This is a genomic window from Pseudorhodoferax soli (assembly GCF_003337555.1).
GTDB lineage: Bacteria > Pseudomonadota > Gammaproteobacteria > Burkholderiales > Burkholderiaceae_C > Pseudorhodoferax > Pseudorhodoferax soli.
On record NZ_QPJK01000012.1, the window covers coordinates 68622 to 83523 of the forward strand.

Annotated in this window: 14 protein-coding genes; 8 read left to right on the forward strand and 6 right to left on the reverse strand. The window is 68.8% G+C overall.

Translation table 11 applies throughout. From position 1 onward, the window contains the following. The first annotated feature begins 13 nt into the window (after positions 1-13). Both DES41_RS32200 and DES41_RS32205 read left to right on the forward strand, forming a co-directional pair. Positions 14-3100 (forward strand): efflux RND transporter permease subunit, encoded by a 3087-nt coding sequence (locus tag DES41_RS32200; RefSeq protein WP_114471721.1) that lies wholly within the window; start codon positions 14-16, stop codon positions 3098-3100. 4 nt (positions 3101-3104) lie between these two features. After that, entirely contained in the window at positions 3105-3707 is a 603-nt protein-coding gene (locus tag DES41_RS32205) for a rhomboid family protein (protein ID WP_114471722.1), read from the forward strand. On the opposite strand, the gene rfaE2 is transcribed toward DES41_RS32205, so the two are convergent. Then, complete coding sequence (gene rfaE2 / locus DES41_RS32210; protein ID WP_114471868.1) at positions 3653-4156, reverse strand: D-glycero-beta-D-manno-heptose 1-phosphate adenylyltransferase; 504 nt, start codon at positions 4154-4156, stop codon at positions 3653-3655. The genes DES41_RS32205 and rfaE2 overlap by 55 nt on opposite strands. A gap of 90 nt (positions 4157-4246) precedes the next feature. On the opposite strand from rfaE2, the gene DES41_RS32215 reads away from it, so the two are divergent. Further along, positions 4247-5455 carry an HD-GYP domain-containing protein gene (locus tag DES41_RS32215; protein ID WP_114471723.1) on the forward strand — a complete coding sequence of 403 codons (1209 nt, stop codon included), beginning with the start codon at positions 4247-4249 and terminating at the stop codon, positions 5453-5455. Here the strand turns inward: DES41_RS32215 and DES41_RS32220 are convergent, their stop codons facing one another. Together DES41_RS32220 and DES41_RS32225 are read right to left on the reverse strand one after the other, a co-directional pair. Further along, entirely contained in the window at positions 5456-6310 is an 855-nt protein-coding gene (locus DES41_RS32220; protein WP_114471724.1) for a ferritin family protein, read from the reverse strand. 371 nt (positions 6311-6681) lie between these two features. Beyond that, positions 6682-7296: a glutathione S-transferase N-terminal domain-containing protein gene (locus DES41_RS32225; RefSeq protein WP_114471869.1), complete on the reverse strand. Its 615-nt coding sequence runs from the start codon at positions 7294-7296 to the stop codon at positions 6682-6684. A 101-nt stretch (positions 7297-7397) separates the two neighbouring features. Here DES41_RS32225 and purB point away from each other — a divergent pair, with 101 nt between their 5' ends. Both purB and DES41_RS32235 read left to right on the forward strand, forming a co-directional pair. Continuing rightward, positions 7398-8777: an adenylosuccinate lyase gene (gene purB / locus DES41_RS32230; RefSeq protein ID WP_114471725.1), complete on the forward strand. Its 1380-nt coding sequence runs from the start codon at positions 7398-7400 to the stop codon at positions 8775-8777. A 4-nt stretch (positions 8778-8781) separates the two neighbouring features. Next, on the forward strand, positions 8782-9345 hold the full coding sequence (locus tag DES41_RS32235) for a YaeQ family protein (RefSeq protein ID WP_114471726.1): 564 nt from the start codon (positions 8782-8784) through the stop codon (positions 9343-9345). On the opposite strand, the gene DES41_RS32240 is transcribed toward DES41_RS32235, so the two are convergent. Then, positions 9346-9792 carry a DUF3717 domain-containing protein gene (locus tag DES41_RS32240; RefSeq protein WP_114471727.1) on the reverse strand — a complete coding sequence of 149 codons (447 nt, stop codon included), beginning with the start codon at positions 9790-9792 and terminating at the stop codon, positions 9346-9348. 406 nt (positions 9793-10198) lie between these two features. Here DES41_RS32240 and DES41_RS32245 point away from each other — a divergent pair, with 406 nt between their 5' ends. Continuing rightward, the gene (locus DES41_RS32245) at positions 10199-10888 is read left to right on the forward strand and encodes a TerC family protein (RefSeq protein ID WP_114471870.1); all 690 of its coding nucleotides are present in this window, start codon (positions 10199-10201) and stop codon (positions 10886-10888) included. A gap of 76 nt (positions 10889-10964) precedes the next feature. Further along, positions 10965-11444: a hypothetical protein gene (locus DES41_RS32250; RefSeq protein WP_114471728.1), complete on the forward strand. Its 480-nt coding sequence runs from the start codon at positions 10965-10967 to the stop codon at positions 11442-11444. A gap of 22 nt (positions 11445-11466) precedes the next feature. Here DES41_RS32250 and DES41_RS32255 read toward each other — a convergent pair whose 3' ends face one another. Further along, positions 11467-12996, reverse strand: coding sequence for a M48 family metalloprotease (locus DES41_RS32255; protein WP_425466411.1), 1530 nt, complete (start codon positions 12994-12996; stop codon positions 11467-11469). A 68-nt stretch (positions 12997-13064) separates the two neighbouring features. On the opposite strand from DES41_RS32255, the gene moaC reads away from it, so the two are divergent. Beyond that, positions 13065-13562, forward strand: a complete 498-nt coding sequence (gene moaC / locus DES41_RS32260) for a cyclic pyranopterin monophosphate synthase MoaC (RefSeq protein ID WP_114471729.1) — start codon at positions 13065-13067, stop codon at positions 13560-13562. Here the strand turns inward: moaC and DES41_RS32265 are convergent. After that, entirely contained in the window at positions 13535-14800 is a 1266-nt protein-coding gene (locus DES41_RS32265) for a PglL family O-oligosaccharyltransferase (protein WP_245965966.1), read from the reverse strand. The two genes, moaC and DES41_RS32265, sit on opposite strands and share 28 nt — an antisense overlap. Between the last annotated feature and the right edge of the window lie 102 nt (positions 14801-14902).

Here is a 14902-nt window from a genome sequence, read left to right on the forward strand (position 1 = left end):
AACGGGGCCTCCCATGAACCTGTCTTCCTGGTCGATCAAGAATCCCATTCCGGCGGCAATGCTGTTCGTGCTGCTGACGCTGGGCGGGCTGTTCGCCTTCCATGCCATGAAGGTGCAGAACTTCCCGGACATGGACCTGCCCGTGGTCATCGTGACCGCGGCACTGCCGGGCGCCTCGCCCGCGCAGCTGGAGAACGATGTGGCGCGCAAGATCGAGAACTCGATCGCCACGCTGCAGGGCTTGAAGCACATCACGAGCACGCTGACCGACGGCTCGGCCACCATCGCGGCCGAGTTCGTGCTGGAAAAGCCGATCCAGGAGGCCGTGGACGACGTGCGCTCCGCCGTCAGCCGCGTGCGCTCGGACATGCCGACCGACCTGCGCGACCCCATCGTGACCAAGCTGGATCTCGCGGCGCAGCCCATCCTGGCCTTCGCAATTTCTTCGAGCCGGCTCGACGACGAGGCACTGTCCTGGTTCGTCGACGACACCGTGGCGCGCCGGCTGCTGGCCGTGCGCGGCGTGGGCGCGGTGAACCGCGTGGGCGGCGTGAGCCGCGAGGTGCGCGTGGCGCTGGACCCGGCCAGGCTGCAGGCGCTGCGCGCCACGGCGGCCGATGTCTCGCGCCAGCTGCGCCAGGTGCAGCAGGAAAGCGCGGGCGGCCGGGCGGACCTGGGCGGCAGCGAGCAGCCCGTGCGCACCATCGGCACCGTGCAGTCGGCCGACGAGCTGCGGCGCATGCAGATCCCGCTGTCCGACGGGCGGCGCATCCTGCTGTCGGACGTGGCCACGGTGGAGGACACGGTGGCCGAGCAGCGCGCCACGGCCGTGCTGAACGGCAAGCAGGTGGTGGGCTTCGAGGTGGCGCGTTCGCGCGGCGCCAGCGAGGTCGAGGTCGGTGCCGGGGTCGAAGAGGCGCTGCGCAAGCTGCAGGCCGACCACCCCGACATCCAGCTCACGCGCACGCTGGACTTCGTGCAGATCGCCTCGGACGAATACGACGCCTCGATGAAGCTGCTCTACGAGGGCGCCATCCTCGCGGTGCTGGTGGTGTGGTTGTTCCTGCGCGACTGGCGCGCCACCATCGTCTCGGCCGTGGCGCTGCCGCTGTCGGTGATCCCGGCCTTCATCGGCATGTATTTGCTTGGCTTCTCGATCAACATCATCACGTTGCTGGCGCTCTCGCTGGTGGTGGGCATCCTGGTGGACGACGCCATCGTGGAGGTCGAGAACATCGTGCGCCACCTGCGCATGGGCAAGTCGCCCTACCAGGCGGCCATGGAGGCGGCCGAGGAGATCGGCCTGGCCGTGGTGGCGACCACCTTCACGCTGATCGCGGTGTTCCTGCCCACGGCCTTCATGAGCGGCGTGGTCGGCAAGTTCTTCAAGCAGTTCGGCTGGACCGCCTCGCTCGCGGTGTTCGCCTCGCTCGTGGTGGCGCGGCTGCTCACGCCCATGATGGCGGCCTACATGCTCAAGCCCCTGGTGGGCCAGGAGAAGGAGCCGGGCTGGCTGTCCTGGTACATGCGCGCAGCGCGGGCCTGCCTGCGCCACCGCGTGCTGACCATGGTAGGCGCCACGCTGTTCTTCTTCGGCTCGCTGGCGCTGATCCCGCTGCTGCCCTCGGGCTTCATCCCGCCCGACGACAACACCCAGACCCAGGTGCGCGTGGAGCTGCCGCCCGGCGCCAAGCTGGAGCACACGCTGGCCATGGCCGAGCAGGTGCGCCAGCGCCTGCTCAAGATCGACCACATCGGCGACATCTACACCGCCATCGGTGCAGGCAGCGCCGGTGCCGATCCGTTCTCGGGCAACTTCGTGGAGGCGCGCAAGGCCACGCTCACGCTGCAGCTGGCGCCGCGCGGCACGCGGCCCAGGAAGCAGGTGATCGAGCAGCAGATCCGCAACGCGCTGGCCGACCTGCCGGGCGTGCGCACGGGTGTGGGGCTGGGCGGCTCCAACGACAAGTACGTGCTGGCACTGTCGAGCCAGGACCCGCACGCGCTGCGCCAGGCCGCCACCGACGTGGAGCGTGAGCTGCGCACGATCCCGGGCATCGGCAACGTGACGTCGCTGGCCAGCCTGGTGCGGCCAGAGATCGTGGTGCGGCCCGACTTTGCGCGCGCGGCCGACCTGGGCGTGACCAGCGCCGCCATCGCCGACACGCTGCGCGTGGCGACCATGGGCGACTACGACAACCAGCTCGCCAAGCTGAACCTGCCCGAGCGCCAGGTGCCCATCATGGTCAAGCTGCGCGACGACGCGCGACAAGACCTGGCGCTGCTGGAAAGCCTTTCGGTGCCCGGCGCGCACGGGCCGGTGCGCCTGGGCGAGGTGGCCGCGCTGGAGCTGGCCGGCGGGCCGGCCGTCATCAGCCGCTACGACCGTGCGCGCAACATGAACTACGAGATCGAGCTGTCCACGCGCGGCCTGAACGACGTGACCGAGGCGGTGCGCCAGCTGCCGGCCGTGAAGAACCTGCCCGCCAGCGTGCGCATCATCGACGTGGGCGACGCCGAGGCCATGGGCGAGCTGTTCACGGGCTTCGGCCTGGCGATGCTGACCGGCGTGGTCTGCATCTACATCGTGCTGGTGCTGCTGTTCAAGGACTTCCTGCAGCCCGCGACCATCCTGGCCGCGCTGCCGCTGTCGCTGGGTGGGGCCTTCGTGGGCCTCTTGATCGCCGACAAGAGTTTCTCCATGCCCTCGCTGATCGGGCTCATCATGCTGATGGGCATCGCGACCAAGAACTCCATCCTGCTCGTGGAGTACGCCATCGTGGCGCGGCGCGACCACGGCATGGACCGCTGGGAGGCGCTGCTGGACGCCTGCCACAAGCGGGCGCGGCCCATCATCATGACCACGCTGGCCATGGGCGCCGGCATGCTGCCGATCGCCATCGGCTGGGGCGCAGCGGATGCGAGCTTCCGCTCGCCCATGGCCACGGCGGTGATCGGCGGGCTGATCACCTCCACGGTGCTGAGCCTGCTGGTGGTGCCGGCGGTCTTCACCTACGTGGACGACTTCGAGCGGTGGGTCCGCCGCAGCGTGCGCCGCCTGCGCCGGCAGCCGCCCGAGGCCGCGCCCGTGCCACACTGAGGGCGTGAACCGCAACGACGATTGGTCCTGGCCCACGCTGTGCCTGCTCCTGGCCGCCGGCAGCCTGCTGGCCCGGTGGCTGGGCAACCCGCTGGAATGGGAATGGTGGCCCGACTTCGCGGGCGATGCCATGACCTGGTGGGCGGCAGCGCTCGTGCACCGCTCGACCGCGCACTGGCTGGCCAACCTGCTGGCGCTGGCCGCCGTCGCGGTGCTGGGGCTGGCGTTGCAGGTGCCGCGCGCCCAGGCCTGGGCCTTGTTCGCGGCCTGGCCCTTGTCCACGTTGGGGCTGCTGCTGTTCCCGCAAATCGAGCGCTACGCCGGCCTGTCGGGCGCGCTGCACGCGGCCGTGGCCGTGCTGGTGGTGCACTGCGCCTTCACGCGTGGGCACCAGGCCTGGGCCGGCCTGCTGGGCGCGGGCCTGGCGGCCAAGCTGCTGGCCGAAGGCGCCTGGAGCCGGCCGCTGGTGTTCGAGCCCGAATGGGGCTTCGCCGTGGCCACGGGCGCGCACCTGACGGGCGCGCTCGCCGGGCTGCTCTGCGCGCTGGCGGCCTACGGCCTATCGCGGATGTGGCGGATGCGCGCGACCAGGGCCGTGGTCGAGTAGCCGTCGACGAAGGGGATGGCCAGCGCATCGCCGCCCCAGCTGCGCACCAGCGCGGTCTCGGGCAGCTTGTCCATGTCGTAGTCGCCGCCCTTGACGATGAGGTCGGGCCGCAGTTCCCCGATCAGGGCCTGCGGCGTGTCCTCGTCGAACCAGGTCACAAGGTCGACGGCGCCCAGCGCGGCCATCATCACGGCGCGTTCGGCCTCGGCATTGAGCGGCCGGTCCGGTCCCTTGCCCAGGCGGCGCGCCGAGGCGTCGCTGTTGAGCGCCACGACCAGGCTGCCACCCTGCGCGCGCGCCTGGGCGAGGTAGTTCACATGGCCGCGGTGCAGGATGTCGAACACGCCGTTGGTGAACACCCACGGGCGCGGCAGCGCGGCCAGGCGCGCGGGTGCCTCGCTGCGGGCGCAGATCTTGTCCAGGAAGGCGGGCGGGGCGAAGACGGTCATGGGCGACGATGCTAGCAGCGCGAAATGCCACCCCATCGGCCTGCATTTCAAGCCGTGCGGCCATGCCGGGGCTTCCATAATCGTGCGTCCATGAACCTTGTCGAAGTCAACATCCACTCGATCAAGCTCGGCCATCCGCTGCCGTTCGAGCTGCGCACCGAGCGTGGGGTGCTGCTGGCGCACAAGGGCTACGTGATCCAGACGCGCGGCGAGTTCCTGCAATGGACGTCGCGCGGCATCACGATCTGCATCGACATGGACGCCAGCGACGACCGCCAGCGCGCCTACATGGGCAAGCTGCACGACATGGTGCGCTCCGAGCGCACGCTGGGCGAGATCCAGAACGTCAAGATCGCCCCCGACGACCTGTTCGCCAGCAACGTGCGGCCCGAGAAGCCGGACCGGCCCGACTGGGTGGTCCTGCAGTCGCGTGCCAACGGCCTGCTGCGCGACGCGCAGGGCGAGGACTTCCTGGGCCGGCTGGACAAGCTCTACCAGGAGCTGCGCGAGGCGCTGCACCACCACCCGGACGCGACGCTGCTCGCGCTGAACCACCTGGCGGCCACCGAGACGCGCATGTACAGCGCCACCCACGCCATGGTGGTCTACGTGGTGTGCAGCCTGGCCGCGCGCGAGGTGCTGCAGTGGCCGACCGAACTCGACGAGGCCCTGGGCAAGGCCGCGCTGACCATGAACATCAGCATGACGGCGCTGCAGGACCAGCTGGCCCAGCAGTCGCAGGCGCTGACGGTGGCGCAGATCGAGGCCATCGAGCAGCACGCGCAGCGCAGCTTCTCGGCGCTGCTGTCACTCGGCGTGACCGATGAGAACTGGCTGCTGGCCGTGCGCCACCACCACGACCGCGCGCCGGGGCCGCTGGCGGGCAAGACGCTGCCGCTGCGGCTGGCGCGGCTGATCCAGCGCGCCGACATGTTTACGAGCCGGCTGGCGCCGCGCGTGTCGCGCACGCCCATGTCCACCTCGGCGGCGATGCAGGGCTGCTACTTCGACGAGGAGCAGCAGGTGGACGAAGCCGGCGCGGCCTTGATCAAGGCCGTGGGCGTGTATTCGCCGGGGCTGTATGTGCGCCTCGTCAACAACGAGTTGGCGGTGGTGATCCAGCGCGGCAAAAACACCAGCACGCCGCGCGTGGCGGTGCTGGTCAACCGCGACGGGCTGCCCGCCGGCACGATGATGCTGCGCGACACGGCCTTGCCGCAGTACAAGATCGCGGCCAGCGTGCCGCAGCGCGAGGTAAAGGTCCAGGTGCCGCTGGACCGGCTGCTGGCGCTGGTCTGATCAGGCGGCGTTGGGCGCCGCGGCGGCGAGTTCGCGCGTGATCTCTTTGCGGTAGCGGTTCAGCTCCTGCACGGTCTTGAAGCTGCGGTCCATCAGCAGGCTCAGGTTGTGCAGGATGCGGTCGACGACCTTGCCTTCCCAGACGGCGTCGAACTTGATCTGCTGGTCCAGCCAGTGCTCCAGCCACTCGGGGTTGGGCAGGCGCGACTGCACGGTGTCGCGCGGAAACAGGCTCTGGTTCACATGCAGGTTGGTCGGGTGCAGGGCCTGGGCCGTGCGGCGCGCGCTGGCCATCAGCACGCCGACCTTGGTGAAGGCGGCACGCGCCTCGTTGCCCGCGTTCTGGATGGCACGCTTCATGTAGCGCAGGTAGGCGCCGCCATGGCGGGCTTCGTCCTTGCTCAACGTGTCGTAGATCTTCTTGATGACCGGCTCGGTGTGCCATTCGCTGGCGCGGCGGTACCAGTGGTTCAGCCGGATCTCGCCGCAGAAGTGCAGCATCAGCGTTTCCAGCGCAGGTGCCGGGTCGAACTGGAAGCGCACCTCGTGCAGTTCTTCCTCGGTGGGCGCGAGTTCGGGCTTGAAGCGGCGCAGGTACTCCATGAGCACCAGCGAGTGCTTCTGCTCCTCGAAGAACCAGACCGACATGAAGGCGGAGAAATCGCTGTCGCCCTGGTTGTCGCGCAAGAACATCTCGGTGGCCGGCAGCGCCGACCACTCGGTGATGGCGTTCATCTTGATGGTCTGCGCCTGCTCGTCCGTGAGCTTGGAGGCGTCGAACTGGTCCCAGGGGATGTCCTTCTCCATGTTCCAGCGCACAGCTTCGAGTTGTTTGAACAGTTCCGGGTAGAGCATGGCAGTCTTCATTACTTGAGCTTATTTTAAGCAAGCCGCCCCCAAGGTGAGCTGAATTCCGGTTCCGGTGCAGGTGAAGCGCGCGGCCATGGGTGCGCGAACATTTTTTTACGGCGTGCGCGCATATCACCGGGAACTTCGCCACGGCGACGCGGCTCCATGCAAGGGTGATGCGCAGCAGGCAACGTTCCGCCAGCCGCTTCCGCCAAGTTTTCGCTGCGAAGCCTTCCTCTCGATGGAAGCAATCCCGGAGTGGTTCTCCTCCTCCTCCCTCCCCCTCGTTCGCTCCGGGGCGCTTCGCAGCCTTTCATACAGCGCCAAGACGACAGGGCCCCGCGGGGCCCTGTTCTGCGTCTGCACTGCGCGGCGCGTCAGCGCGGCTTGGTGTCGGCGAAGCTCGGGCGCTGCATGAGCTTGTCCTGCAGCCGCGCCAGGTTGGGGTGGTTGTTGCGCCAGGCGATGTCCGGGAAGCGGAACTCCAGCCAGCCCAGCGCACAGCCGACAGCGATGTCCGACAGGCTCAGGTGGATGCCGCTGCAGTAGGGCTTGTCGCCCAGCCCCTGGCTGATGGCCTTGAGCCCGACGTTGACCTTGCCGAGCTGGCGCTCGATCCAGGCCTGGCTGCGTTCGCCCTCTGCACGGTGTGCCCATCCGGCTTCCAGGCGGGCCAGCACGCCGGCGTCCATGACACCGTCGGCCAGGGCCTCCCAGGTCTTGACCTCGGCGCGCTCGCGGCCCTGCGTGGGGATGAGCCGGCCGACCGGCGACAAGGTGTCCAGGTATTCGACGATCACGCGCGAATCGAACACGGCCTCGCCGCCTTCCATCACCAGGCAGGGCACCTTGCCCAACGGGTTGGAGCGCGCGATGGTGGTTGCGTCCGCCCACACATCCTCGTCCGCGAACTGGTAGTCCAGCTTTTTCTCCGCCATGACGATGCGTACCTTGCGGACGTAGGGGCTGGCGAGGGAACCGATCAGTTTCATGGGCATGGGGTCTCGGGAGCGGCCTGGGCACCGCCCCAGGCGGGCAGATTCTAGGCGGCCGCCCTGGGGCCAGCGTGGTGCGCAACCTACAATTCGGCCCTATGAGCCTCTCGACGATCTCCGCCCTTTCCCCGCTGGACGGCCGCTATGCCGCCAAACTCGCACCGCTGCGCCCCCTGATGAGCGAGCACGGTTTCATGCACCGGCGCGTGCAGGTCGAGATCGCCTGGTTCATCGCGCTGAGCGATGCCGGCTTCGACGAATTCAAGCCGCTGACGCCCGGCGCGCGCACCTACCTGCTGGGCCTGGTGAAGAACTTCAGCGAGGCCGATGCGCTGGCCATCAAGGAGATCGAGAAGACCACCAACCACGACGTGAAGGCCGTGGAGTACTGGATCAAGTCGAAGTTCGAAGCGCGGCCCGAGTTGCTCGCCGCCGCCGAGTTCGTGCACTTCGCCTGCACCAGCGAAGACATCAACAACACCAGCCATGCACTGCAGCTGAAGGCCGCACGCGCGACCGTGCTGCTGCCTGCGCTGGACGCCATCCTGGCCAAGCTGCGCGAGATGGCCCAGACCTTCGCCGACGTGCCCATGCTGGCGCGCACGCACGGCCAGACCGCCAGCCCCACCACCGTGGGCAAGGAAGTGGCCAACGTGTTCCGCCGCCTGGAGAAGGCGCGCGCGCAGATCGCCGGCGTGGAACTGCTGGCCAAGATGAACGGCGCCGTGGGCAACTACAACGCCCACCTGTCGGCCTGGCCCACGTTCGACTGGGAGGCCTTCAGCCGCCGCGTGATCGAGACGCCCGAGCCGCTGGGCCTGGGGGTGACCTTCCAGCCCTACAGCATCCAGATCGAGCCGCACGACTACATGGCTGAGCTGTTCGACGCCGTGGCACGCGCCAACACCATCCTGGTGGACTGGTCGCGCGATGTGTGGGGCTACATCAGCCTGGGCTACTTCAAGCAGCGCCTGAAGGCCGGCGAGATCGGCTCGTCGACCATGCCGCACAAGGTCAACCCGATCGACTTCGAGAATGCCGAGGGCAACCTGGGCCTGGCCAACGCACTGCTGCGCCACCTGTCGGAGAAGCTCCCCGTGAGCCGCTGGCAGCGCGACCTGACCGATTCCACCGTGCTGCGCAACATGGGCGTGGCGCTGGGCTACGCCGCGCTGGCCTACCAGTCGCTCCTGACCGGCCTGAACAAGCTGGAACTCAACCGCGAGGCGCTGGACGCCGACCTGGACAGCTCCTGGGAAGTGCTGGCCGAGCCGATCCAGACGGTGATGCGCCGTTTCGGCGTGCAGGGCGCCTACGAGAAGCTCAAGGAAGTCACGCGCGGCAAGACGGTGCAGGCGGCCGACCTGCATGCGCTGATCCGCTCGCTGGAAATTCCAGAGGCCGAGAAGAACCGGCTGCTGGCCATGACGCCGGGCAGCTACATCGGCAAGGCCGTCGACCTGGCCAGGCGCACCTGAAGCCGTGGCGCTCAAGTCCACGGTCTTCAAGGCCGCGCTGTCGATCGCCGACATCGACCACGGCTACTACGCCGACCACGCCTTCACGCTGGCCCGCCATCCGAGCGAGACCGACGAACGCATGATGGTCCGGCTGGCTGCGCTGGCGCTCCACGCGCACGCGCTGCAGACGGTCTGCAACGGTGACGGCACGCTGGGTTTCGGCGCGGGCCTCTCAGATCCGGACGACCCGGACGTGATCCTGCGCGACTACACCGGCCAGGCGCGGCTCTGGATCGAGGTCGGCCTGCCCGAGGAACGTGCGCTGGCCAAGGCCTGCGGCAAGTCCGACGCGGTGGCGGTCTACGCCTACCAAAGCTCGGCCGAGATCTGGTGGCAAGGCATCCGCGGCAAGCTCGCGCGGCAGGACAAGCTCACGGTCTGGCGCATTCCCACGGCCACCAGCCAGGCCCTGGCCACGATGGCCGAACGCAGCATGCAGCTGCAGGCCACGGTGCAGGACGGCCAGCTGCTGCTGTCCAATGCCAGCACCAGCCTCGAACTCGCCTGCGAACGCTGGCAGCCCTGATCAGGCGGGGTCGGGTTCGTCGGCGGCTGTGTCGGCGGCCTTGTTCTCGGTCGCCCGTTCGGCATAGCGGTTGAAGCGCCAGGCCTGGCCGTGCAGCGTGATGCGGCGCCAGGTGGCCCGCTTCTCGGCCGGCGACATCTCCGGCCACAGCTGCACCTCCTCGAAGGTCCGCCCGCAGCCTTTGCAGTCGTCGTCGCCCTGGCTGGTGGAGCAGATCGCGATGCAGGGCGTGTCGGGCTGGGTGGCATACCAGTCGAGCCAGGCCTGCCGCGCCTGGGCCGGCATGGTGGCCTCGTCGGCTTCGTCCTCGTGGTAGTACACCATCAGCGCATAGACCTCGGCCAGAGCCCGCACCTGCGGCCCGAGGGTGACGCCATCGGGCGAGGGTGTGCGCTCGCGCCAGAAGTTGATGGCGGCTTCGATGTCGGTGATGTGGATGCCAGCCATAGGGGCGCGGATCATAGCGCCGGTCGCCGCGGTTCCAGGCAGGCGCGCGCGTAGTGGCCTTTCGGCCACGCAGTCAAGCCCCTTGCGCGGCGCGGGGACTTGCCAGCAGATGCTGCGGCCGATGCTCTAATCCGCGCCGCGAAGGGGAGTAGCTCCCACTGGCTGCGACGCAGGGAGGCCATCCGTTGAGGAGAGCCGCCGCAGCCGTTTCGACCGAGCCGTCATTACGAAGCATGACTTCCGGCAGGTCGGGCAGACATCGGACAAACACATGCCGAGCAAGACCTTCGATCCAAGCCTGAAACGGGCGGGTCGAAGTGCGCTTGCGGTGGCATTGCATCCACCAACTCCGCCGGGCTCGCCTGTTTCTGGTTGTACTTGATCTACAACACGGAGAGTTTTGTTCATGGAGTTCATGTCCACCGCATGGTGGTCGGCGTTGCTGGCCATCATCCTCATCGACCTGGTGCTCGCGGGCGACAACGCCATCGTCATCGCCCTGGCCGCCCGCAACCTGCCGCAGCATTTGCAGAAGAAGGCGGTGATCTGGGGCACGGTCGGCGCCATCGCCGTGCGTGCCGTGATGACGCTGGGTGTGGTCTGGCTGCTCAAGGTGCCCGGCCTCATGCTGGTCGGCGGCATCGGCCTGGTCTGGATCGCCTACAAGCTGCTGGCCGACAACCACGGCGACGAGGAAGGCCACGGCCCCATGGCCACCACCTTCTGGGGCGCGATGAAGACCATCATGATTGCCGACGCGCTGATGGGCGTGGACAACGTGCTGGGCGTGGCCGGTGCGGCCCACGGCGCCATGGACCTGGTGGTTATCGGCCTGCTCATCAGCGTGCCCATCGTGGTGTTCGGCAGCACCATGGTTCTGAAGCTGGTCGAGCGCTTCCCGATGATCATCAAGATCGGTGCCGCGGTGCTGGCCTTCACGGCCGCCAAGATGATCGTGAACGAGCCCGTGCTCGGCTCCACGTTCACCGACAATCCTGCGCTGCGCTGGGGCCTGACGGCCACCGTGATCGTCGGCGTGCTGGGTGCAGGCTGGCTCAAGGAGCGCCGCAGCGCCGGCAAGCAACAAGCGGCCTGAACGGGTGAAGGCCAGGCACGGGGCTGCGGCGGCAGCCCCCTGCCTTGACGACAGTCCGCCGAACCAGGAGGCCTCCATGGAAACGGTCATTGTTTACATCGACGACGCGGCCTACGCCAGGCAGCAACTGGCCTCTGTGCTCGATGCCGGCGCGACGGACACGCAACTGCCCCCGGTCCACTGGGTGCTGGTGGCCTGCGCGCCGCGCATGACGCACCGCATCAGCAAATGGGTCAGCCACAGCGCGCGCGAGAACTGGCGCGCCAAATGGTCGGACAAGCTGTTCAACGAGGTCTCGCCGTGGCTGCGCCAGCGCGGTGACCGCATCACCGAGGTGCTGGCCAAGGGCCCGCTCACGGAACTGCAGGCGCAGTTGGCTGCCGAGCACCGCTCGCAGCACCTGCTGGACGCGCGCCGCCCCAAGCTCGGCCACGACATGCAGCCGGTGGTGGCACCCGCCGCCGAAGCCCCGGCCGCCGGCAAGAAGCAGCCGCCGTGGTCCTTGCCGGGCGCCATCGCCGGCATCTTCGGCCTGGCGCTGGTGCTCGCGGAGTAATCCACGCGCCCGCGGCGGGCCGTCAGCGTTCGGCCTGCCGCTCCTTCTCCTGCTCTTTCACGATGGCTTCGATCGCACGTGCGCGCACGTCGATGATCGAGGCCTCGATGTGGTCGCCCGGCGCATTGCCCTGGCGCGGCCCGCGCGCGTAGTTCTGCGCCGCCTTGAAGCGGTCGAGCGCGCCGGCATAGTCCAGCCGCGCGACCTGCTGCTCGGCCTCGGCGCGGATGGCACGCAACGTCTGCCCCTGCTGTGCGTAGGCGCTGGCCAGTTGCTGCCAGGCAGCGGCATCGCGCGCGTCCAGGGCGACGCGGGCCTGCAGGCGCTGCGCCACCTCGGCCGCCTGGCCACTGCGGATCTGCAACGGTGCGGCCAGCAGCAGTTCGGGCCGGCCGGCCTGGTCTGCGGGGATGACGGCCAGCGCCGCCAGCGCGCCGGCCGCATCACCGGCTGCCGACCGCAGCTCAGCGTCCAGCAGCGCCGCCTGGCGCAAGGCCTTGGGATCGGCCTGCACCGCAACGCGCAAACGCTGCACCAGGCCGCGTGCCGCCTCGTCATCGCGCAGCCGGCTGGCCGACAGCGCCCCGGCGTACAGCACCGGTGCGGCCTGTGCCGCGGGCACAGGGCCGAGCGTGCCGGCTTCGCCGACCCAGGAACGCAGCCGATCGGGCCCCGGGTTGGAAAGCACGCGCGCCCGCGCCGCCATCATGCCGTGCACGAGGTCGGGCTGCGTGGGTGCGGGCCGGCGTTCCAGCAGGGCCTGGCGGGCCTGCATGTCGGCCATGCGTTCGGTGGTCAGCGGGTGGCTGCGCAGGTAGGGGAAGGAGCCGTTGTCGTTGAGCTTGCTGGCCTGCTGCAGCTTGTCGAACATGCTCACGAAACCGGCCGGATCGAAGCCGGCCTGCGTCGCCACGCCGTAGCCGATGCGGTCGGCCTCGCGCTCCATGTCGCGCGAGAAGTTCAGCTGGCTCTGCACGGCCGCGCCCTGGGCACCCATGATGACGGCGCTGGCGGCATCGGGACTTCTGCTGACGGCCAGCGCCCCCAGGATCATGGCGCCGATGGCCCAGGGTGTGACACGCGAGGACTGCTCCATCAGGCGCGAGATGTGCCGCTGCGTCACATGGGTCAGTTCGTGTGCCAGCACCGAGGCCAGTTCATCGCGCGAGCTGACGGCGCCGATCAGGCCCAGGTGCAGCCCCAGATAGCCGCCCGGCAACGCGAACGCGTTGATGGTGCGGTCGCGGCCCATGAGGATCTCCCAGGCGTAGCGCTCGTCCTGCTCGGAAGTCAGCTCGCCGCGCTGCCTGGCCGCGGCCAGCAACGGCTGCCAGATGCTCTGCACGTAGTCCTCGAGCACGGCATCGTCGATGTAGTCCGGATCGCGGTAGAGCTCGCGCGCAATGCGCGCGCCAAGCTTGCGCTCGGCCGCTGTCGTCATCGAGCTGCCATCGCCCAGGCTGGGCAGGCCCTGGGCCGCGGCCAGGGTCATCGTGCCGGCCAGCACCACGCAAAGGAGGCGCTGCGCACCACGCAGGAATGTGGAAACCATGCCCTCTATGATGCGCGATCCGGCGCCGGGTTCAGTCCTTGGCCGCAGCGCCTTCGACTCCTCCGCCCATGAGCACGCTGACACATTTCGACACCCACGGCCAGGCCCACATGGTGGACGTGGCCGACAAGCCCGCCACGCGCCGCGTGGCCGTGGCCACCGGCCGCATCGCCATGCAGCCGGCCACGCTGGCCTTGATCCGCCAGGGCAACGCCAAGAAAGGCGACGTGCTGGGCATCGCGCGCATCGCCGCGATCCAGGCGGCCAAGAAGACCAGCGAGTTGATTCCGCTGTGCCACCCCCTCGCGCTGACGCGCGTGGCTGTCGAGTTCGCGCTGCCTGGCGAGGGCGATGCCGCAGCCTGGGTCGATTGCACGGTGACGGCCGAGACCATCGGCCCCACGGGCGTGGAGATGGAGGCCCTGACGGCCGTGCAGGTCGGCCTCCTGACCATCTACGACATGTGCAAGGCGGCCGACCGCGGCATGGTCATGACGGACGTGCGGCTGCTGGAGAAGCGCGGCGGCAAGTCGGGCGACTACCTGGCGGCCGGGTCGGCTGCCTGAGCGGCCAGCCAGCGCGCGTAGTCCTTGGGAAATGCCGCTGCAAAGCGCGGCTTGTGGAACTCCACTTCGCTCTGCAACCCCAGCAGCTGCGCACTGTCCAGCAGCTTCTCGATGACGCGCGGCTCTGGCGAGAAATGCAGCAGTTCGGTCGCCAGGGCGTGCACGAACGCAGCGCTGTCCGGCGTCACCTCCGACACACCGAGCACGGCGAAGCGCACCTGGCGCTGGTACAGCCAGCTCTGCTGCACCTTGGCCAGCGTGTCGTCGCGGTAGGCGGGCGCGCGCTGTGCGGGCTGCAGGTAGATCTGGCTGATGCGGCGGTAGTCCCAGGCGGCGTAGGCGACCAGGGCGAGCGCCAGCACCGCCAACAGCGTGGGCGCGTGGCGCATGGCCGCCGGGGCCGGCCGGGCGGCGGGGTCATCGCGCCACAACAGGCCCAGGCACAAGCCCAGGGCCAGTTGGAAGGGGCCATACCAGAGCGGATATTCCAGCAGGCTGTGCACGCCAATGACGGCCAACACCATCCAGGCGGCGCGGCGCACGGGATCCGTCTCGCGCCAGGGCTTGGCCCGCAGGACCCACACCACGACGCCGCCGCACACCAGCAGCGCGGCCGGAATGCCCAGTTCCACGGCCAGGTGGAGGGGCAGGTTGTGGGCGTTGTCGAGGATGTCGCAGAAGCGCGGGCCGTCGTACAGGGTGATGTAGTGCGCGTAGTCGAGCTCGCCCCAACCCCAGCCGAGCCAGGGCTTGGCGGCGATCAGGTGGAGCACGTTGCGCCACAGGGTGATGCGGCTGGAGCACAGGGCGTCGCCTTCGCGCAGTCGGGAAAGCATGCCGTGGGTGGCGGGGTCGAGGTTGGCGAGCCAGGGGAGTGCGAGTGTGGCGATGGCGTAGCAGGCGAGCATGCTGCCGAGCCGTGTCGCGGTGCGGGCGTCTCGACGCCAAAATAAGGCTGCCACGGCCAGCATCCCCAGCTGTAGTAGCCCGGTGCGCGAGGCTGTGGCGGCATTGGCAACCACTAACAGGGCGACGGCGGCAACGACTGAGGTGCGCCGGCCCCACTCGCAGTGCCGCGGTGAAATGACACAGGTTGCCAACACGGTCGCCAAGGCGATATTGGTCAGCGAGGCGAACTGGTTACGCTGGCGTAAATTGGCAAAGGCCTCACCGGCCGGCGCCGAATTTACCCATGGCGCGAGCAGCGCGGCATAGCCAAAGTATTGCAGTAGGGCCATTGCACTGCTGATTAGAGCTGCGAGGATCCAGGGAAGAAATGCGCACCACCAGAACCAGGACCACGATTTGACGCCGATGGCTACGCGTGGTCGGCGCCAGCG